The organism is Aquirufa salirivi (assembly GCF_045310485.1).
Taxonomy (GTDB): domain Bacteria; phylum Bacteroidota; class Bacteroidia; order Cytophagales; family Spirosomataceae; genus Aquirufa; species Aquirufa salirivi.
In genome coordinates, this window is record NZ_JBEWZH010000007.1 from 53,920 (window position 1) to 74,154 (window position 20,235).

A 20,235-nucleotide genomic window follows, 5' to 3' on the forward strand; every position below is an offset into this window, starting at 1 on the left:
TGCCTTGGTTATGATTGATTTGTAGTGGCAATAAAAATGGCTTGGCTATTTTATCGAAAAAATAAACAAGTTTTCTGAAGTGTATCATGTGAAAGTTTACACCAACAATTAGTTAGATGTAATCAATAAAACAAATCACCTAGAATCTATAATTCATAATTCACAATTTACCTAAGGTCATTCACCTCCACCCCAGGGTATTGCTTTTTATCGAAAGTAAAGTACTTATCATCCAAAGATTTAGATTCAATTTTCAGCACTTTGAAGTTCTGTTTCTTACCTGCTTTATTGATGATCGTCCATTCCTTTACCGATTTATCGGCTTTATTGATCTTGATGCTGATTTTCTGCATTTGCGCATTTTTGGAAGTAGGCATCATGTCTATGGTAGCGATTGAACCAGCTTCTCCTGCCAATGAAATTTTATACGCTTTTTTATCAAAGGAGTAAATCTTAGCTGGATTCAAGTCATTATCTGCCGGATCAAAGGCCGAAACGTTTACCTCATTGATTTCCTTGATGTAGGTAGATACTTCCTTGCCATTATTAAAAATCTCTTGTCCAGCGGTCTTTAAACGAAATTTAGTTCCTTTCACAGAAATGGATCCACTCATGGGTGCGCCACCATCCGTGGCATAAGAAAAGCTCGCCGCAAAAGACGACATCGCTTTATACTTTTTTTGCATCCCGTCGATGTAACTGATCGCTTTAGAAGCTTGTGCAAAGCTGAAGGTACTGATACATAATCCGACAATAATAGCAATAAATTTCTTCATGGTTATGTTATAAATTTCTCAAAATTTCTTCTAATTCTGTTTCACTTTTAACTAAAACATCACGGGCCTTAGATCCACCAAATGAACCTACAATACCTGCTGCTTCTAACTGATCAATCAATCTTCCAGCCCGATTATAACCCAATTTTAATTTACGCTGGATCAAAGAAGTCGAACCTTGCTGATGCATCACCACCAACCTGGCCGCTTCATCAAAAAACGAATCTCGATTACTCAAATCCATATCACTACGTTCTTGCCCACCCGTTTCTTCCGAATCAGGCTCAGGCAATAAATAAGCCGAAGCATAACCTTGCTGATTACCTATAAACTCACAAATCTCTTCTACCTCGGGCGTATCCACAAAAGCACATTGCAAACGAATCACCTCAGAACCCATAGATAACAACATATCCCCTTGTCCTACCAATTGATCCGCACCACCCGCATCCAAAATCGTTCTGGAGTCTATCTTCGACATAACCTTAAAGGATAAACGTGCCGGGAAATTGGCTTTAATAGTTCCCGTAATGACATTCACCGATGGACGCTGGGTAGCAACTACCAAGTGAATACCAATAGCACGAGCTAATTGTGCCAAACGAGCAATAGGGTGCTCCACCTCTTTTCCTGCAGTCAACATCAAGTCGGCCAACTCATCAATCACCAATACAATATAAGGCATGAATTCGTGATCATTGGGGTTCAAACGACGATTAATGAACTTATGGTTGTATTCTTTGATATTGCGACAGCCTGCATCTTTCAACTTATCATACCTTAAGTCCATTTCCTTACACAAGGAATTCAAAGTACTCACGACCTTTTTAGTATCCGTGATAATCGCTTCTTCGGAATCAGGTAGGCAAGCTAGGAAGTGTCTTTCTAACTTATTAAATAATGACAATTCTACCTTCTTGGGGTCTACCAACACAAACTTCAATGTAGCTGGATGCTTCTTGTAAATGAGTGAGGTCAACAACATATTCAAACCAACCGACTTACCTTGACCTGTCGCTCCAGCCATCAATAAGTGAGGCATCTTGGCTAAATCAGCCACAAAAATTTCATTGGAAATGGTCTTTCCTAAGGTAATAGGTAAGTCAAAATTCGACTTTTGGAATTTTTCCGAACCAATCACCGCCCGCACAGGCACCATTTCACGATTCTTATTCGCTACTTCAATACCAATGGTATTCTTTCCGGGCATTTGGCCAATAATACGAACCCCCATAGCGGCCAAGGAAAGCGATAAATCATCTTCCAAAGACGTAATCTTACTTACTCGAACTCCTGCTTTAGGAACAATCTCATACAAAGTAACTGTAGGCCCAATGGTTGCTTCAATCTTAGAAATACCAATGCCATAGTACTGAAGTGTTTCTACAATCTTCTCCTTATTCTCTTTCAACTCATCCATGGTTACTTGAGTTGTCTGATTTTTCACATCATACTCTTTTAGTAAATCCAAGGTTGGGTATTGGTACTTCGGTAAATCTGCCGTTGGGTCATATAATCCAAACTGAGCCACTAAATCGTTGGCCTTCGTTTCCGTAGTCAGTTCTTCCACCTCTTCTACTGGGGCATTAGGGTCTACTTCCGCAACTTTATAGGTGAAGGTTAAATCTTCTACAGGTGCTTCTGGAACTTCTTGTGTCGACAATTCTTCATCTAAGTCAAGCTCTTCTGCATCTGCATTCAACTTTAAAGGAGGAACAATGGGTCTAAATTTCTCAAGATCATCATTATCAACATGTATACTAGGATCCTCGTCAAACAAATCTTCTTCAAACAAAGCATCCTCCGCATTGGGAACCAAAGGTGCTTGAGCTCCCTCATCTGCATGAGAAGCATCAGCCAAAGGTTGCGCTTTAGGTTTAGGGTTTAACTGATAAAATAAGATCATGAAAACCAAACCTGCGAACAAAATCACAAAAATGGACATGTAGCCAATCAATTGATGTAGCTTTTCATTCAAGAAAAACCCAACGCCTCCACCTAAGGAATGAGGTAAATCTAATTGATAGGATAAAAAACCAGCCACCAAACTACCCCAAATCACATAAAAGAGGACTTGCCAAGATAGACGATCTACAGAATATATTTCTTTGCGATAACCTACTTTTAAAGCCGATAATAAGAACAAGGGTATCAACAAGACAGATGACCATCCAAAGGTTCTAAACAAGAAAAAATGCGCAATTTTAGCTCCTAAAAGACCAGCTAAATTTTTCACGGGTATATCAGAACCTTCTATGACATCGAGCGTACTACGTTCCACTTCACTTTGATCCGCCACTCCCATAAAGAAGTTGGAAATAAACGCTACAAATAATAAAATACCGGTTAAGAATAAAAAACTAGCGACAATGAGGCGGATACGGCCCGACAATTCACTCCTCTTTACAGATTCCTTGTTGCTATCCTTCTCAAAATTCAGTTGGAGGGTATTGCTAGGACTAGTAATCTTTTTGGCCATAAAGGTGTAGGATGAATGCTATCTGTAAATTTCGCTTTTTTGATTCGATTTACAAAATCATTTTTATAGACCCGACTGAATGATTCCTTGATTGATTTTTTTGACTAAACTTGGGCCTTCATACACAAAACCCGTATAAACCTGAACCAAGCTAGCTCCTGCCCTCAACTTATCCAAGGCATCCTTAGCAGAATGTATCCCTCCTACTCCTATGATGGGTATTTTACCGTTGGAATGTTGATACAAATAGGCAATCACTTCCGTTGAACGCTGTGTCAATGGCTTCCCACTTAAACCTCCCATTTCTTGACTTAAGCTAGGATCCGATTGCAATCCTTCTCGAGAAAGCGTGGTATTCGTCGCAATGATTCCTGCCAAATTCGTCTCTTGAACAATTTCCAAGACATCATCCAATTGAGCATTGGACAAATCCGGTGCAATTTTCAATAAGATGGGTTTAGGGCTAGGTTTAAGTGCATTCAAGGATTGTAATCGACTCAATAATTTCTTGAGCGGTTCCTTTTCTTGTAAATCGCGTAGATTGGGGGTATTGGGAGAACTTACATTCACTACAAAATAATCCACCACATCAAACAAAGCCTCAAATCCTAAGCAATAATCTTCCTCGGCTAATTCATTGGGTGTTACTTTATTCTTACCCAAATTTCCCCCGACGATTACCTTGGAGGTTCGCTTCGCCAAGCGTGCTTTCATGGCATCCAATCCTTCATTATTAAATCCCATGCGATTGATTAGCGCATGATCGGCTGGTAAACGAAATAAACGCGGCTGAGGGTTGCCATCCTGAGCTTTAGGAGTAACCGTTCCCACTTCGATGAAGCCAAAACCCAAATTAGAAAACTCATCCACCAAAGATGCATTTTTATCAAATCCTGCTGCTAGACCTACAGGGTTAGGAAATTTTATACCAAAAACCGTCCTTTCTAATCGGGGATCTTCCAACTGAAACAAGGAACGAAAGATGGATTTCACTCCAGGAATTTTCATCATCCAACGTAAACTGTCCGCCACTACATAATGAGCTTTTTCAGGACTCAACAAAAATAAGAGGGGCTTAATGATGGATTGATAAATCATAGGAGGAATTTAATGTACCTCAAAAATACAAAAAATGGGCTAGATTGAGGAAAATCTTCTCCATAAAATCCAAATTTTGTCGCCAAATTCAATTTTCTTCCTAGCTCAATTGCTACTCTTAAAAAAAAGGCTAATTTTAAATATCATTCGTAATATCAAGCATTTAATAAATATAAAAGCCTATGTTAAGTCGTGTAGCTAATTCCATATACTGGATGAACCGATACATTGAAAGAGCGGATAATTATGCCCGCTTTATCTCTGTTAATTTCAACCTTGCTTTAGACCTTCCTCCCAATGTTCCCGAACAATGGGAACCGCTCATTGTGGCCACAGCCGACCATTTTAATTTCTTTGAGCATTATTCGGAGGCCAGTCGCGAGAACGTATTGCACTACATGACATTTGATATTAAAAATCCTAACTCCATCATTTCCTGTCTCTATTGTGCCCGTGAAAATGCCCGTACCATTCGGGAAAGCATTTCCAAAGAGATGTGGGAATATGTCAACCAAATCTACTGGAAAGTAAAAGACAAGGTAGAAGGGAGTAAAAACTGGGAAATTTCTCGCTACCAAGGCTTTCTAGAAGAAATCAAATCCGGCAGTCAGCTATTTTACGGCATTGTTGATTCCACTATCACTCGAGGTGAAGCTTGGCATTTTGGACAATTGGGCAAATTGTTGGAACGGGCCGACAAAACCACACGTTTTTTGGACGTAAAATATTTTACACTTTTACCGGATGTCAATGAAATTGGTTCTCCTTTGGACTTATTGCTTTGGTCAGCTGTATTAAAGTCGGTATCTGCTTATAACATGTTTCGTCAGCAATACAAGGTGGTTAATCCAACGCACATTGTGGAGTTTTTGATTTTGGACAAAAACTTTCCTCGCTCGGTGGTACATTGCTTGAAAGAAGCACAATCCTCTCTCTACGACATATCCGGAACCTCTTCCGACAATGGATTTTCTAATCCTGCCGAGAAGAAACTATCCAAACTTCTATCGGAAGTTGAATTCACTGAGATTGATGACATCTTAAATACTGGGCTCCATCAATATTTAGATAATTTTCAAATCAAAAATAATGAAGTAGGGGAAACGATATTCAATACTTATTTTGACCTCAAACCCGTCAGCTAAGCTTAGCCTTCGTTTAAAATTTGTATTTTTGCGCACATTTTTGATTTGCATCTCATGACATTTTGCCTAGGAATTAAGGTTAAAGAAGGTTTAGTAGCCATTGCCGATACCCGTATTACAGCTGGAAACGAAGTTTACTCGAATAAAAAAATCTCCATACACGAAGTACAAAAGCATAGTTTATTTATCATGACAGCTGGTTTACGCTCCGTGCGTGATAAAGCGGTCACCTATTTCAATCAAGCCATTGAAAAGGAAGAAGCTAGTTATGACTTTATGTTTGAGGCTGCTACGGCTTTTGGAAATATGCTAAAAAAAGTAGCTTCCGAAGATCGGGATTCACTGGAAAAAGAAGGATACCATTTTAATCTCCATGCCTTGGTAGGTGGACAAATGAGTCAGGATAAAGAACATAAGCTCTTTTTAATTTTCCCAGAAGGAAATTGGATTGAAATCAATGAAGGATTGAAATACCAAATCATTGGTAATTCCAACTATGGAAAGCCTTTGCTAAATCGCAATCTTACCATGGAAACGTCCTTAAAAGATGCCCTAAAAATGGGTTTTCTTTCTTTTGATGCCACACAAGTAAGTTCCAATGACGTGGATTATCCCATTGATGTGGTGGTCTATGAAAAAAATAGTTTTCATGCCAAAGAAATCCGATTAAGCAAAGAAGACATGCAAAGCATTTCAGATGATTGGAATATCGCCTTGCGCAATTCATTGGAAGGAATCGATGAAAAATGGATGGAAAACCTCATTTCTTTTAGCCCCAAGCCGGCATGATCGCACATATTCAACACCGTTTGAATTACCAATATAGTGAACTCGTGACACTGGATCCGCATGTCTTGTATCTACATCCCAGGAAAAGCTCTATGCTGTCGGTCAACTCCATCAGTTTAGACATACAACCGCTGCCCGTACAGATTTCAAAAAACCTGGACCCAGAAGGGAATATTCAAAATATATTGTATTTCAAGCAGCCCACGAGGCATTTGAGCATTTACATGGAAGCGGTAGTAGAAACCACCGAATTCAATCCTTTTGATTTTGTGTATTTCCCTTTTGAAAGTCAAAAACTTCCGCTTCAATACAGTCCTAGTTACCAAAGAACTCTAAGTCCATATTTAACGCAAGATGCCATCAGTCCGGATATCGATACCTGTGCTCAGCAATTAGCCAAGGCTGTACTTTGGGATACTTCTGCGTTTTTATCGGCTGTCAATGAATTTATATTCCAAAACTTTGCCTACGAAATCCGAGAAGAAGGTGCCCCGCATAGTCCTGAAATAACACTACAAAACAGAAAAGGTTCTTGTCGAGATTATGCTGTCTTATTTGCAGCCCTCTGCCGAGCCATGGGTCTAGCCACGCGCTTTGTTTCTGGCTATTACATTGGGGTTGCCCCAGTGGATGTACCCAATCAAACCCACCATTTACACGCTTGGGTGGAAGTTTATTTACCAGGTGGTGGATGGAGAGGCTATGATCCAACCCAACATGAAGTAGTCTCTGGAAATCATATTCCATTGGCGGCCTCTTGCCTACCAGAAGAAATCACACCTGTCTTTGGCACCTATCGAGGAATCGCCATATCTAGCTTGACAACAGAAGTGAAGATGGAAAGAATCTAGCCTACTAATAATTGTGCCAATAAATAATCAGCAATTAATACTGCAATACAAGAATTAGTCACAGCTGCCGTACTTGCTTTCCCTACTTCATAAGCCCCGCCTTTGGTATAAAAACCTTGAAATGAAGCGATAGAAGCAATCAAAAAGGCGAATACCACGGATTTCACTAAGGCAAAAAACATGTAATTTCCTTTGAAATTGAATTGAATACCGTGAATATATTCTTGCTGAGAAATGGCACCTGTTAACCAACCTGCGATATAACCGCCATAAATACCTAGGAAACATGCCAAAGTAACTAACATAGGAAAGGTAATGATGGATGCCAAAATTTTGGGTAATACCAAATAAGACTGAGAATTGATTCCCATCACCTCCAAGGCATCAATTTGCTCGGTAATGCGCATGGTACCTAATTGTCCAGCAATGCTAGAGCCCACTTTTCCACTCAATACCACGCAAGTAATAGTAGGGCCTAATTCCAATAAAGTAGAATCGCGTACAATCAAACTGATGATATACTGTGGAACAAAAGGATTGTCCATATTGGCGGCAGTTTGCACACAAGTTACGGCCCCTAAAAAAGACGCTACGATGGTGACAATCAACAAGGAATTGATTCCAATATCCATACATTCCTGAATCACTAAAGATACATAGACCCTAAATTTCTCAGGATTTGTAAAAAGCTTACCAAGGAAGATTAAATATTTGCCTAATTTTGACATGCGTTGGATTAATTGAGCGCAATAAGACTCAAATATAATGAACAAAACGGTAGTAATCAGCGGGGGTAGCCAGGGAATTGGCAAAGCTTTAGTGAAAAAATTTATCTCAGAAGGATATAAGACCTTTACTTGCTCCCGTAAGGCAGCTAGTTTAGCCGCATTACATGAGGAATTGAACAGTCCTTTGCTCCATACTTTTGTGGCAGATGTTAGTCAAAAAGATCAGACTCAAGCTTTTGCTCAATTTGTGTTAGAGCATAGTTCTCAGCTAGATGTATTGATTAATAATGCGGGATTTTTTCTTCCAGGTCAAATTCAAAATGAGGAGGAAAACGTGCTGGAGCGACAAATTGAAACCAATTTGTATTCTGCCTATCATTTAACCAGAGCCTTGTTGCCGAGTTTCCAAGCTCAGCAATCAGGACATATTTTTACCATTTGTTCTACCGCTTCCATCACAGCATATACCCAAGGTGGCTCTTATTGTATCAGTAAATTTGCCTTATTGGGGTTCACCAAAGTATTAAGAGAAGAACTAAAAACCCAAGGGATCAAAGTAACCGCCATTTTACCGGGTGCTACCTTAACCCCTTCTTGGGATGGAGTAAATTTACCAGCAAGTCGATTTATTCCTGCCGAGGACATTGCCTCCACCATTTGGGCAGCTTATCAAATGGCTCCTTCAACCGTGTTAGAGGAAATATTGATTCGTCCACAACTAGGAGATATTGATTTAGACTGATGAAACAAGTATTTAGCGCAACGTATTCCTTAGAAGATTTACCCGCTGTGGTAAAAGATTGGATCGCATTAAGCTCTCCATTTCCTTCCGTTTATCTTTTTCGTGGACAAATGGGAGCAGGAAAGACCACTTTAATCAAAGAAATGGGGAAACAGTTGGGCGTCATGCAGTTGGTCCAAAGTCCTACCTTTTCTTTGGTCAATGAATATCAAAATGAAGCTGGAGATATCATTTACCACTTTGACCTCTACCGTTTGAAAAATGTTCGAGAAGCTTTGGACATTGGTATTGAAGAATACCTAGATTCTGGTCATCTTTGTTTAATCGAATGGCCAGAGCAAGCCGAAGACTTGTGGGATTTTCCTCATATAGAAATAAATATTAGTACTCAAGATGAAAAGCACCGTCATCTTACAGCAATTTGGCACGAATGATGGAATCTAATCCTTTTCAAGAACTATTAGCGCAACAAGGTATCATGCCCATGGAGGCGATGGCTTGGACCAAACAAAATGCCCGTAGTATTTTGATTGGTATACCCAAAGAACATGCCAAATACGAAAACCGAATCGCGCTAAGTCCACATGCTGTCCAATTACTAGTAGCCAATGGCCATGAAGTGCTCGTAGAAAAATCCGCAGGAGAGCGTTCTGGCTTTTCAGATGCCGATTATTTATTGGCTGGAGCTTCTGTTACGGAAGATTTATCACAAGTTTGGCAGTCACCCTTGGTGATCAAAATCAGCCCACCCAGTGAAAAGGAGATTGATTTAATGAAAGTAGGTAATTGCCTCATTTCCTGTGCTTCTTACCATCATTTAACGGTGGAAATCATTGATAAATTAATCCAAAAGAAAATCTTAGCCATAGGTTTAGAGTATGCCGAAGACAATGGCGGTGGTTTCCCATTTGTGAAAATCATGGCAGAGATTGCTGGGCAACTCGTTTTACCGATAGCTTCAGAAATATTACGTAAGGAACATCAACCGGGTATTTTGTTAGGTAATGTAACCGGAGTTCCACCCTGCAAAATGGTGCTTTTGGGATCCGGTCAAGTAGTAGAGCAAGCTGCAAGGGCCGCTTGGCATACGGGCATTCAAGTACAAGTTTTTGATAAAGACATTTATAAATTACAACGTCTGAAACAAAGTTTAGGCTTTCCTCTCATCACCCAAGTGATTGATTCGGAAAACTTACCGAAAGCCTTGCAAGAAGCCCAAGTGATTGTAGGTGCCTTACGTTCAGATAATGGCATTACGCCCTGCATCGTGACAGAAGAAATGGTGAGCAAGCTGAAAGAAGGCACCTTGATCATGGATGTGTGCATCGACCAAGGTGGCTGTTTTGAAACTTCATTTACCACCAATTTAGGAAATCCTACCTTTACCAAACATGGAGTAATTCACTATTGTGTTCCTAATATCCCTTCCCAAGTTAGCCAAACCGCCAGTTTAGCTATCAGCAATTTGATTACTTCATTTTTACTGAAAGCAGGAAAAACGGGTGGTGTAGAAGAAATGCTCTGGCAAGGAAAATCCTTCATGAAGGGCGTTTATGCCTATAAAGGTTACATCACACATCCTATGATAGGCAAGTTGTTTCATAAAGCGGTGAAAGACATCCAATTATTATTACTAAGTAAGAGTTAACATTATGATTGAAGATTATCAAGCCCTTTCCAATGCACCCAACTCCCCCGACTTGAATGGCAAGTATCTGGGCTTAATTTCCAGTGATTTCATCTTGGTATCTGAACTCTTGAAGGAGGCTTCCTACCAAATCAAGAAAAGAGGTTTTTCGGATTTCCCTGTTTTTGTAACATCTCAAAGGCCCATTGAAATTGGTCAAAAGTTGATTGGAGTCAATGAAATGAACGGTAATAAATGGAATTACCACGCTTCCACTTTAGAGGAATTTCTTCAAAGAGGTTTGGTAGCGGAAGAAAATAAAGAACTCTTTGTTCAAAATTACAAGGACATTGAAGAATTCGCCTGCCTTTTCGTGGTCGATGGCCAGTTTACGAATTTTGTGTTTATTCCTTTCCCGGAGGAAATGGACAATGTAGAATGAAGAATTTAAAGGATTGACAATACAGTCGGTCAGCACGAGCGAAAGGTGATGAGCGCAGCGATAGACGAGGTTTTGACCTCAGCATGGGCGATGTGCGTCGGTGTCAAAAATATAGGCGATAGCGGAGTGAATCACGGTTTCGCGAAGCGAAATTCGCCTTTGCTGAACGACAAAAAAGAAGTTTTTTTGTTTCTTTTTTTTCAAAAAAAGAAATACCATGGTAAGTTAAGTTCCATAAAAAGAATTGTTAAAAAAGTTCATACAAGTACTTTTCTTAGTTAAATAGCTCATTGGTCTTTCTTTTTTTTCATAAAAAAAGAAACAAAAAAAACAGAAGAAATACGGTTAATCCAAAGACGAATTCCGCTACGCGGAACCGATTGTCTCTCCGCTTACGGCTTTAATCTTTGACGCTTACACACATGGCCTATGCGCAGGGTCAAATATCCGCCTTCCGCTTCGCTCAAGCTTCGTTCCAATCTTTCGTTGGGATTAACCGTTCAATGTTGAATTTATATGATTGACAATACAGTCGGTCAGCACGAGCGAAAGGTGATGAGCGCAGCGATAGACGAGGTTTTGACCTCAGCATGGGCGATGTGCGTCGGTGTCAAAAATATAGGCGATAGCGGAGTGAATCACGGTTTCGCGAAGCGAAATTCGCCTTTGCTGAACGACAAAAAAAGAAGTTTTTTTGTTTCTTTTTTTTCAAAAAAAGAAATACCATGGTAAGTTAAGTTCCATAAAAAGAATTGTTAAAAAAGTTCATACAAGTACTTTTCTTAGTTAAATAGCTCATTGGTCTTTCTTTTTTTTCATAAAAAAAGAAACAAAAAAAACAGAAGAAGGGCGGTTAATCCAAAGACGAATTCTGCTACGCAGAACCGATTGTCTCTCCGCTTAGGGATTTACAATGTAAAGTAAAATACCACTTTCATATCAAATTTAATTAATCATCATTTGAAATAATGATTTTCGCTAAGGGAGAAATAAGATTTGTTGTCTCAAAAAACATTTCAATTGCCTCATCAAATAAACATTTAACATAATTTATATCAATAGTTTTATTAGGTGCAAAAACTAGAGTTCCATCTAAACTATTTACATATCGGTATGCAGAATTTTTTAATGGTTCTAAGAATTCTAAAAGCTTAGATGTTTTAATATGAACTTTTTTGAAATTTTCATATTGTTCAATATCAAAAGGCGTCTTAGTATTTATTTGATCAAGCTTATTTAAAAACAAAGTATGAAGTTTATTCAAATTATGATTTTTTAATTCATTGGAATTACAACTAACTCCCAAATATTCTTCAAAATAATCTAGATTACTTTTATAACCAAGTTCAAAAGAATGTCTCATCATATACATAATTGGATATGAAATTGAATCTGCTACAACATTATGATCTTTTATATTATCAAAAAGTATATTAACTGCATTTTGGTATTGCCTCAGAACACCGCTATGTCCATACATATTTCCAATACATGATATAAAGCTTTCTCCTTCTTTACACTCTTTTTTACTAAATTGATCTCTAGGTTTCATTTGTATGTAAAACTTCAAATTTGATACTTAATCAATTAAAGGCCACAAATATATATTCCTAAATCCCCATTTATCAATAAAATTTTCAGTTACCGTATAATTCCCCAGTGAAAATCTTAAAGATTTAAATAATAATTGATTAGATAATTCAAGCATATTATAATAGGATTCATCATAATGAAATAAATCTCCAACCAATAGATCCAAATCATTATGAATCAATTGCCAAAATTCGTGATCATTTTTTTTATATCTACAAAACTTCAAATATGTTTCCATACTGTTTTAACTTTATCAGAGGTATAATTGAATAAACTTACAATTTTAAAGAAACAATAATGCTCAAATACTTTCTTTTATAATTTTTTAAATACTAATTCGTCATATAGACTATCATCATACATTCTTACTTAAAAAAATTAGCTAGCTGTTAGGCATGTCCCGCAGGGTCATGCCTAACCCATAATAAGAACTTGATATAGAATTAACTGCATTTCTTTTTTTATGAAAAAAAAGAAATACCAAGAAAAGTATTAATCCAATAATGTGAATGAAATCAGAGAAATTTAATGCATTTGCAATTCACCATTAACCTTTTTACCATTTCCTTTCCGCCTACCGCTTCGTTCATCACCTTTCGCTCGTGCTGACCGACGGTGTTTTCAATCAAAATTCTACATTCCCTTATTCGGCGGATGAAAATCCCTGACCATCTGACTTAAATATGCTCGGTCTAAATGGGTGAAAATACTGGCATTTAGCAATTAAAACCATTTTAATGTGCAATTGTTGGACATTTAAGAAAACCAATCAGATGGACATATACGCCATTCGGAAGGCATTTGATTTTAATTCTTGTTCAACATTTGAAACCCCGTACTTTATTGCTTTTTCTCTCCATTTTTTAACTTTAAACTTCACCTCTTCTATGATCAATGACACTTTTTCTCTTTCTAATCTAAAGTAAGGTCCTACTTCCATAAGTAAACTCCAATCGAGTGAATTTTCATTTTCAGAAATATTCAGTGATAAACCTGTTCCTGTTTCAATTGGGTTGATATCATAGGCTGGAGACAAGACCCAACCGTTTCTAGTCAATAAAAAACCATGATTTCTTAGGTGATCATCAACGTTTGAAACGCAAATTGAAAAAGTTATTCGTCTAAATAATTGTTCTAAATCTTCAGTTACCCTTCCTCCATAGTTGATAATAAATTCAACCATATCTAAATAACTCGCTCCTTTTTCTCCATCTGAATACCCTAGTAGAGTCATGGCGGAAGCAAAATGTATTCGACTCCCTCCATGTCCTCGATCAAATCTTTTTGTTAAAAATGTGTCATGCTTGGAAGAAAATCTTTGAGCTTTAGCTTCTGCCATATTGATTCCAGACTCAACAGCTAACTCATGTGTAAGCATTTCCCACGCACCTATATTAAATGAATCTTGAATACTTGGAAATTTGGCTATCCACAATTGACCTTTCTTATCCGTTATACTGGCTTTAGGTCTTGCTCCTCCCAAGGAAGAACCTGGGTTGATCAACATGCTAAGCCATTTTAAATACTCAGGATTATTTACGGCATCATCACTTTCCAACTGTAGGCTAATATTCTCTAATTCTCCAATCGAAGTCCACGGGGGACTAGCCAATTCCTTATTATTATTTAAAAAAGCTTCACCATGAACTGATTTAAAGCGCAAAGCTCCCATTCTATGTCCATCGTATACACCCAACAAATAATCAAGTTCATATAAATGCTGTTCTTGTCTCTTCTCGAAACGAGCCAATGCTGCTTCTCTACGTCTCATCAAAATCCTTCCCCAACGATCAGGGGATGAATCTAGAAATACTCCAAAATTCTCTCTGTTTCCTTCCTTCAAATAGTGTAATCCAGAATATAGTTGTAAATCAGGATCTAACAATTGGATATGCTCTGACTTGAGCCAATTCTTATCGTATTCAAAAGAAAATATTTCTTTTCCTCTTAATCGTTCAGCATGAAGTATACCCATCAAATTAGGTTCTTTCAAACCAAGCCAATCAGCATAGACAAATACGCTTCTTTTTGTATTAGCTAATTTCATGATTCCATTTTTTGGGTGCTCTTCGTCTTACCACTAATTTGGCATCCTGCAGTTTTTGCCCCAAAATATCATCTTTAGCGATCAGTAGAAAATCCTTTTCTAAACCAAAAACTTGCAAAACCATTAAATAAGAACCTAAGCTCACTGTCTCTACCCCTTTCTCAATGGACACCAAAGTTGGCCTACTAATACCAGCTCTTTCTGCCACTTGCGCTGCACTTAACCTTCTACGTAATCGTGCCAATTTGATATTCTCCCCCAATTCGACCAAAATTCGTTGAAATTTTGGCAATATGATTTGATTTATAGCAGGCATAACATTAATTATTTTTTACAAAAATAGACAATTTTGTTAAATATAATTAACATTATACCTGATTCTATAAATGAGTAGCTGAATCCCAAAAAAATAATTTGTTCCACAAGCTATTTCTATCGCTCAATACAGATTTGAATACATGCAAATACAATACAAATCCATCCATCATTTATAATTTACATTCCCTCTCTTCATTCTACATTCCCTTATTCAGCGGATGAAAATCCCTGACCATCTGACTTAAATATGCTCGGTCTAAATGAGTATAAATCTCCGTAGTTAAGATGGATTCATGGCCCAGCATTTCTTGCACAGCACGAAGATCAGCTCCGCCTTCAATCAAATGAGTGGCAAAGGAATGTCGGAAAGTATGCGGACTAATGGACTTTTCAATGCCTGCTTTGGCAGCTAGGTCTTTACAAATAATAAAGACCATTACCCGACTCAGCCCCCCCCCTCGTCGATTTAAAAAGACAACATTCATAGCTTCCTTTTTGACAGGAATCTGCGACCGCACCGACTCCAAATAAATTTTCAAATAACGAAACGCATCTTTGCCCGCTGGCACCAATCTTTCCTTATCTCCTTTTCCTCGTACTTTCAAAAAACCAATATCCTCATATACATCCGTCAGTTTCAAATGGGTCAACTCTGAAACCCGCATACCAGCTCCATACAACATTTCTAACATGGCCCGATTGCGTACACCTTCTGGGGTCGACATATCATTTTGTTCCAAAATCTGATTGATTTCATCAAAAGAGAGGGTATCTGGAAGTTTCCGACCTTGCTGCGGACTCTTGATGTGCAAGGTGGGATCTTGATGTATGTTTCCTTCAAATTGGAGATAATGAAAGAAAGAGCGTATGCCTGACAAGCACCTCGCCTGCGTACTTGCCTCAATACCCAATCCATGCAAATCCTTCAAAAAAGCCAACAAATGTGCTTCTTGAACTTCAGCAATGGGCAGGTCATCACCCAAACTACTTGCCAAATAGGTGGACAATTTAGTTACATCCCTCAAGTAAGCCTCATGCGAATGGCCCGACAAGCCTCGCTCTATCTTTAAATAGTTTCCAAACGAACGGATTTCCTTTTCCCACATGGGCTTTTTATTGAAACAAACATGTAAATTTAGAAGAATTACGTAATTTTAAACCTTGACGGACGTTTTAAAATCCGTAGATGTAAGCAAAACCCATTGATATGGTACGACAAAAAATATTGATCCTAAATGGCCCCAATTTGAACCTATTAGGAACAAGAGAACCCGAAATTTACGGTCATCAGACCTTTGAACAATACTTAGAAGTACTGAAAGATAAATTCGGAAAAGAATTAGAATTGGAATATTTTCAATCCAATAGTGAAGGCGACATGATCAGCAAATTACATGAAGTAGGTTTTTCCTACGATGGTATTTTGTTGAATGCAGGTGGATACACCCATACTTCCATCGCATTGGCAGATGCTGTTTCAGCTATTTCTACTCCCGTGATTGAAGTGCATATTTCCAATGTGCATGCCCGCGAGTCTTTCCGTGCACACTCTTACTTAAGTCCAAAATGCAAAGGAAGTATCATTGGTTTTGGATTGAGAAGTTATGATTTAGGCCTATACTCCTTTATTTAACATGCTGTCCTTTTACCCTGGTCCTTCCAAAGTCTATCCTCAAACTTTGGGCTTCATCCAAGAAGCGTACGAGCAGGGAATTGTGAGCATCAACCACCGCAGTGCCCGCTTTGAATGCTTGTTAAAAGAAACCCTTGAAAACCTGCACCAAAAGTGGGATATCCCAGCTGACTACACCATCTATTTCATTTCTTCGGCCACAGAGGCCTGGGAAATTGTGGCTCAATCCCTGATTGAAAAGAAAAGCCTACATCTTTACAATGGTGCTTTTGGTAAAAAATGGGCTCATTATGTGGAGCAAATTATTCCTAATGCATCTAGTTTGGAGTTTGGATTGAATGAGTCTTTGTTGGAATTTGCCCCATATATTTCAGATGAAATAAAATCCGAAGTGGACACACTTTGCTTGGTTCAAAGTGAAACGTCCAACGGAACAGGACAGGTCATCCATCGACAGGAATTAGGTTTTTCATCCAATTGCCTAATTGCCGTGGATGCTACATCTTCCATGGGTGGCATTGAACTTCCTTGGTTAGAAGCCGATGTTTGGTTGGCTTCTTGTCAAAAATGCATGGGCATTCCTGCAGGTTTAGGCGTATTGATCTGTTCACCCAAAGCCCTAGAAAGAGCCGAAAAATTAAACAGAAAAGATCATTATAATAGTATCATTTTAATGGAGCAAAATAGAAAATTGTTCCAAACACATTATACACCCAACGTTTTGGGTATTTATTTACTAAATCGCTTAAGCCAAACACTCCCTAGCATTCAAGAAATACACCAACAAACCTTGGAAAAAATGGCCATTTGGGAAGATTTCTGGAAAAATCAATCCTCTTTTGAATTTGAATTTTTAGTGGACAAGCAAGCACTACGATTACCCACAGTACTCGCTTTGAAAGGAAATGCCTCCGAGGTCAATCGTATTTTTCAGTTGGCTGAACAGCACCAAATCGATTTAGGCAAAGGATATGGCACTTGGAAGAACAATACCTTCCGAATTGCCAATTTCCCAAGCCATACTGTAGAAGATATACACTCGCTCATACAATTTATACAAACTTAACATGCACTTCAACCTTAAAGAAATCATTTCATCCTCCCTCATTCTTTTTTCCGTGATCGATATCTTGGGCTCAATTCCCATCATCATCGATCTAAGAAAGAAAAATGGAAACATTCATGCCGAACAAGCCACCTTGGTATCTGGCGCCATCATGATTGGATTCTTTTTTGCTGGTAAGTTCATCTTGCATCTTTTAGGAGTAGATACTAATTCTTTTGCCGTGGCAGGAGCTTTGATCATCTTTTTGATTGGTTTAGAAATGACCTTGGGAAGAAATATATTCAAGGCTGAGGAGATTCAAAGTGGCACCCATTCCATCGTTCCATTGGCTTTTCCTGTCATTGCGGGTGCAGGTACCATGACTACCCTGATTTCCTTAAAATCACAATTTGAAGAAGAAAATATCATCATTAGTATCCTGATTAACCTTATTTTCATTTACCTCGTATTACGCAGCAGCGTTTGGATAGAGAAGAAATTAGGAAACGTAGGTACTCAAATTTTACGTAAGGTCTTCGGAGTTATCCTAATTGCGATTGCAATAAAAATCATTAAGACTCGATTGTTCTAAGCATGAGTAAAAAGCAAAAATACTATGTCATTTGGGCGGGTCATGAAACAGGGATTTTTGATTCCTGGGGCAAGGTCGAAAAGTTAATTAAAAACTTCCCTGGGGCACAATATAAATCCTTTGAATTTCGTGCCGCAGCAGAAGAAGCCTTCAAAAAGAGCTATTGGGCCAGCATAGATACGACTAAAAAGCCCAGTGTTAAAAAGTCCATCCATTCCCAAGCGATCATCGTACCTAGCATCTCGGTAGATGCTGCTTGCTCTGGTAATCCTGGGGTGTTGGAATACCAAGGGGTCAATACCGAAACCAAAGAGGTACTTTTTGCCCAAGGCCCCTATCCCATTGGGACAGTCAACATGGGGGAATTTTTGGCCATTGTGCATGGCTTGGCTTATTTGAAAAAAATCGACTGCCCTTTTCCCTTGTATTCCGATTCCAGAACGGCCATTGCTTGGGTTAGAAATAAGGCTATTAAAACCAATTTGGAAAGAAATGCGACAACGGAAGAAATATTCCAACGGGTGGATAAGGCCATTGCTTGGTTGAAAGGTAATTTCTACCAAACACAAATCCTGAAATGGGAAACAGAGCATTGGGGCGAAAATCCAGCGGATTATGGCAGAAAGTAGATCCATTTTTCAGTTCAAACAATTTCAACTAGCCCACGGAAATCCAGGTCTTAAAATCAGTACGGAAGCCTGTCTTTTCGGCGCTTGGCTACCCACTAGAAACTACCAACATGTCTTGGATATTGGTACAGGATGCGGATTATTGGCGCATATGATTTGTCAAAAATCCCCTGAATTAGCAGTAGATGCCATAGAAATCCATCCTGAAGTAGCAGAAATAGCTCAACAAAATGCCGAACAAAGTCCATTTAAAGCTCAAATCAAGGTGTTTCAAGGTGATATCAAAACGTGGACTTCGAGCCATCCATATGACCTTGTTGTGTGTAATCCACCTTTTTTTAGTAATCATTTAGCGGCATCGGATAGCTCCAAACAAGCGGCCATCCATGCGGATCACTTATCTCCAGATGAATTAGCGCAAGTGATCCAAACTCAATTATGCGATTCAGGGCAATTTGCCGTCTTATATCCTCCCTATGAAATGGGTCTTTTCTTACATTCAGCTGAAAAAAGAGGATTATTTGCCAATCAGATTACTGATATTATTCCCAAACCAGGGGCTAATGTACTCCGACAAATGCTCTTGGGATCCCGACAAAAAAAGGAAATTTCGGTCGAGCAAATTCATATTCGCGATGAACAGGGCAACTACCACCGTGACTTTCAAGAGTTATTAAAACCCTACTATTTAATCTTCCCCTAAAATAATAAAAAGCTTTTTGTATTTTTGTCAACATGCAAGATTCTACGCTACAAATTTCCATCGTCGTCCCTCTCTACAATGAGGCTGAATCACTTCCTGAGCTATGTGCTTGGATTGATCGGGTCATGAGAGCCAACCATTTCTCTTATGAAATGATTTTTGTCAACGATGGCAGTCGAGATGAATCTTGGGAAGTATTAAAATCCTTATCTGTTCAATACCCAAGTATTAAAGCTAGTTCCTTTGCCCGTAATTACGGTAAATCTGCTGCTTTGCACGAGGGCTTCTCCAAGGCACAAGGGTCTGTGGTGATTACGATGGATGCCGACTTACAAGATTCTCCTGACGAAATTCCTGCTTTGTATGAAATGATTACTACGGATGGCTTTGATTTGGTATCAGGTTGGAAACAAAAACGTTTTGATCCTTTGTCCAAAACCATCCCAACCAAATTATACAATGCCGCTACCAGGTCACTCTCGGGTGTGTATTTGCATGACTTCAACTGTGGCCTTAAAGCGTATAAATTAGAAGTGATCAAGACCATTCGCTTATACGGTGAAATGCATCGCTACATTCCCGTTCAGGCTAAATGGAATGGTTTTTCTAAGATCGGAGAAAAGGTAGTGCAGCACCAAGCTAGAAAGTATGGAGTAACCAAATTCGGCTTGGAGCGTTTTCTCTATGGATTTTTGGATTTACTTTCCATCACCTTTGTGCAGACCTTTGGCAAAAGACCTATGCACCTTTTCGGTAGTTTAGGGATACTTTCTTTCTTTTCTGGCAGCATTATTACCATGTGGCTCATTGGCGAAAAACTGTACAACATCACCCAGCATTTAAAATACCGTAATGTGACCGATAATCCTTTGTTCTTTTTGGCATTGGTGGCGATTATATTAGGTGTCCAGTTATTTTTAGCTGGCTTCATTGGTGAGCTGATGGTGACCAATTCTGACAAAACAACCGATTATCAAATCAAGGAAGAAATATCCTAA

Annotated in this window: 22 protein-coding genes; 13 read left to right on the plus strand and 9 right to left on the minus strand. The window is 38.7% G+C overall.

Annotated elements, in window-relative coordinates; genetic code table 11:
- Positions 1-167: 167 nt before the first annotated feature.
- The 3 genes from U0R11_RS10335 to U0R11_RS10345 form a co-directional block, all read right to left on the minus strand.
- Positions 168-776 (minus strand): LolA family protein, encoded by a 609-nt coding sequence (locus U0R11_RS10335; protein WP_406751616.1) that lies wholly within the window; start codon positions 774-776, stop codon positions 168-170.
- A gap of 7 nt (positions 777-783) precedes the next feature.
- Entirely contained in the window at positions 784-3,255 is a 2,472-nt protein-coding gene (locus tag U0R11_RS10340; RefSeq protein WP_406751617.1) for an FtsK/SpoIIIE family DNA translocase, read from the minus strand.
- 63 nt (positions 3,256-3,318) lie between these two features.
- Positions 3,319-4,350 (minus strand): quinone-dependent dihydroorotate dehydrogenase, encoded by a 1,032-nt coding sequence (locus tag U0R11_RS10345; RefSeq protein ID WP_269010635.1) that lies wholly within the window; start codon positions 4,348-4,350, stop codon positions 3,319-3,321.
- A 185-nt stretch (positions 4,351-4,535) separates the two neighbouring features.
- On the opposite strand from U0R11_RS10345, the gene U0R11_RS10350 reads away from it, so the two are divergent.
- The 3 genes from U0R11_RS10350 to U0R11_RS10360 are packed head-to-tail and all read left to right on the plus strand — an operon-like array spanning position 4,536 to position 7,138.
- The gene (locus U0R11_RS10350) at positions 4,536-5,498 is read left to right on the plus strand and encodes an alpha-E domain-containing protein (protein WP_406751618.1); all 963 of its coding nucleotides are present in this window, start codon (positions 4,536-4,538) and stop codon (positions 5,496-5,498) included.
- A 54-nt stretch (positions 5,499-5,552) separates the two neighbouring features.
- The gene (locus tag U0R11_RS10355; RefSeq protein WP_406751619.1) at positions 5,553-6,287 is read left to right on the plus strand and encodes a peptidase; all 735 of its coding nucleotides are present in this window, start codon (positions 5,553-5,555) and stop codon (positions 6,285-6,287) included.
- Positions 6,284-7,138, plus strand: a complete 855-nt coding sequence (locus U0R11_RS10360) for a transglutaminase family protein (protein WP_406751620.1) — start codon at positions 6,284-6,286, stop codon at positions 7,136-7,138. The genes U0R11_RS10355 and U0R11_RS10360 overlap by 4 nt, the downstream gene beginning before the upstream one ends.
- Here the strand turns inward: U0R11_RS10360 and U0R11_RS10365 are convergent.
- A complete protein-coding gene (locus U0R11_RS10365) occupies positions 7,135-7,866 on the minus strand; it encodes an MlaE family ABC transporter permease (RefSeq protein WP_166375720.1) in 732 nt (243 codons plus the stop codon). The genes U0R11_RS10360 and U0R11_RS10365 overlap by 4 nt on opposite strands.
- A 37-nt stretch (positions 7,867-7,903) precedes the next feature.
- Here U0R11_RS10365 and U0R11_RS10370 point away from each other — a divergent pair, with 37 nt between their 5' ends.
- From U0R11_RS10370 to U0R11_RS10385, 4 genes are read left to right on the plus strand one after another with little or no spacing between them, the layout of a single operon-like run.
- Positions 7,904-8,608, plus strand: a complete 705-nt coding sequence (locus U0R11_RS10370; protein WP_406751621.1) for an SDR family oxidoreductase — start codon at positions 7,904-7,906, stop codon at positions 8,606-8,608.
- Positions 8,608-9,042, plus strand: coding sequence for a tRNA (adenosine(37)-N6)-threonylcarbamoyltransferase complex ATPase subunit type 1 TsaE (gene tsaE, locus U0R11_RS10375; RefSeq protein WP_406751622.1), 435 nt, complete (start codon positions 8,608-8,610; stop codon positions 9,040-9,042). The genes U0R11_RS10370 and tsaE overlap by 1 nt, the downstream gene beginning before the upstream one ends.
- A complete protein-coding gene (locus U0R11_RS10380; protein WP_406751623.1) occupies positions 9,039-10,256 on the plus strand; it encodes an alanine dehydrogenase in 1,218 nt (405 codons plus the stop codon). Before tsaE ends, U0R11_RS10380 begins: the two co-directional genes overlap by 4 nt.
- A 4-nt stretch (positions 10,257-10,260) precedes the next feature.
- Positions 10,261-10,677 (plus strand): hypothetical protein, encoded by a 417-nt coding sequence (locus U0R11_RS10385; protein ID WP_109322531.1) that lies wholly within the window; start codon positions 10,261-10,263, stop codon positions 10,675-10,677.
- A gap of 949 nt (positions 10,678-11,626) precedes the next feature.
- Here the strand turns inward: U0R11_RS10385 and U0R11_RS10390 are convergent.
- The 5 genes from U0R11_RS10390 to xerD form a co-directional block, all read right to left on the minus strand.
- A complete protein-coding gene (locus U0R11_RS10390) occupies positions 11,627-12,229 on the minus strand; it encodes a hypothetical protein (protein ID WP_406751624.1) in 603 nt (200 codons plus the stop codon).
- A gap of 27 nt (positions 12,230-12,256) precedes the next feature.
- Positions 12,257-12,508 (minus strand): hypothetical protein, encoded by a 252-nt coding sequence (locus tag U0R11_RS10395; protein ID WP_406751625.1) that lies wholly within the window; start codon positions 12,506-12,508, stop codon positions 12,257-12,259.
- A gap of 531 nt (positions 12,509-13,039) precedes the next feature.
- Positions 13,040-14,317 carry a type II toxin-antitoxin system HipA family toxin gene (locus tag U0R11_RS10400; protein WP_406751626.1) on the minus strand — a complete coding sequence of 426 codons (1,278 nt, stop codon included), beginning with the start codon at positions 14,315-14,317 and terminating at the stop codon, positions 13,040-13,042.
- Positions 14,304-14,633 carry a helix-turn-helix domain-containing protein gene (locus U0R11_RS10405; RefSeq protein ID WP_406751627.1) on the minus strand — a complete coding sequence of 110 codons (330 nt, stop codon included), beginning with the start codon at positions 14,631-14,633 and terminating at the stop codon, positions 14,304-14,306. Before U0R11_RS10405 ends, U0R11_RS10400 begins: the two co-directional genes overlap by 14 nt.
- 199 nt (positions 14,634-14,832) lie before the next feature.
- Positions 14,833-15,741: a site-specific tyrosine recombinase XerD gene (xerD, locus tag U0R11_RS10410; RefSeq protein ID WP_406751628.1), complete on the minus strand. Its 909-nt coding sequence runs from the start codon at positions 15,739-15,741 to the stop codon at positions 14,833-14,835.
- Positions 15,742-15,842: 101 nt separating this feature from the next.
- On the opposite strand from xerD, the gene aroQ reads away from it, so the two are divergent.
- Genes aroQ through U0R11_RS10440 form a run of 6 tightly spaced genes read left to right on the plus strand, consistent with a single transcriptional unit; the run spans position 15,843 to position 20,235 of the window.
- On the plus strand, positions 15,843-16,268 hold the full coding sequence (aroQ, locus tag U0R11_RS10415; RefSeq protein ID WP_166375715.1) for a type II 3-dehydroquinate dehydratase: 426 nt from the start codon (positions 15,843-15,845) through the stop codon (positions 16,266-16,268).
- Position 16,269: 1 nt separating this feature from the next.
- Positions 16,270-17,334 (plus strand): aminotransferase class V-fold PLP-dependent enzyme, encoded by a 1,065-nt coding sequence (locus tag U0R11_RS10420; RefSeq protein WP_406751629.1) that lies wholly within the window; start codon positions 16,270-16,272, stop codon positions 17,332-17,334.
- Between the two features lies 1 nt (position 17,335).
- Entirely contained in the window at positions 17,336-17,905 is a 570-nt protein-coding gene (locus tag U0R11_RS10425) for a MarC family protein (protein WP_166375713.1), read from the plus strand.
- 2 nt (positions 17,906-17,907) lie between these two features.
- On the plus strand, positions 17,908-18,534 hold the full coding sequence (locus U0R11_RS10430; protein WP_406751630.1) for a ribonuclease H1 domain-containing protein: 627 nt from the start codon (positions 17,908-17,910) through the stop codon (positions 18,532-18,534).
- Positions 18,521-19,237, plus strand: coding sequence for a tRNA1(Val) (adenine(37)-N6)-methyltransferase (locus U0R11_RS10435; protein ID WP_406751631.1), 717 nt, complete (start codon positions 18,521-18,523; stop codon positions 19,235-19,237). The genes U0R11_RS10430 and U0R11_RS10435 overlap by 14 nt, the downstream gene beginning before the upstream one ends.
- 32 nt (positions 19,238-19,269) lie before the next feature.
- Positions 19,270-20,235 carry a glycosyltransferase family 2 protein gene (locus U0R11_RS10440; protein ID WP_406751632.1) on the plus strand — a complete coding sequence of 322 codons (966 nt, stop codon included), beginning with the start codon at positions 19,270-19,272 and terminating at the stop codon, positions 20,233-20,235.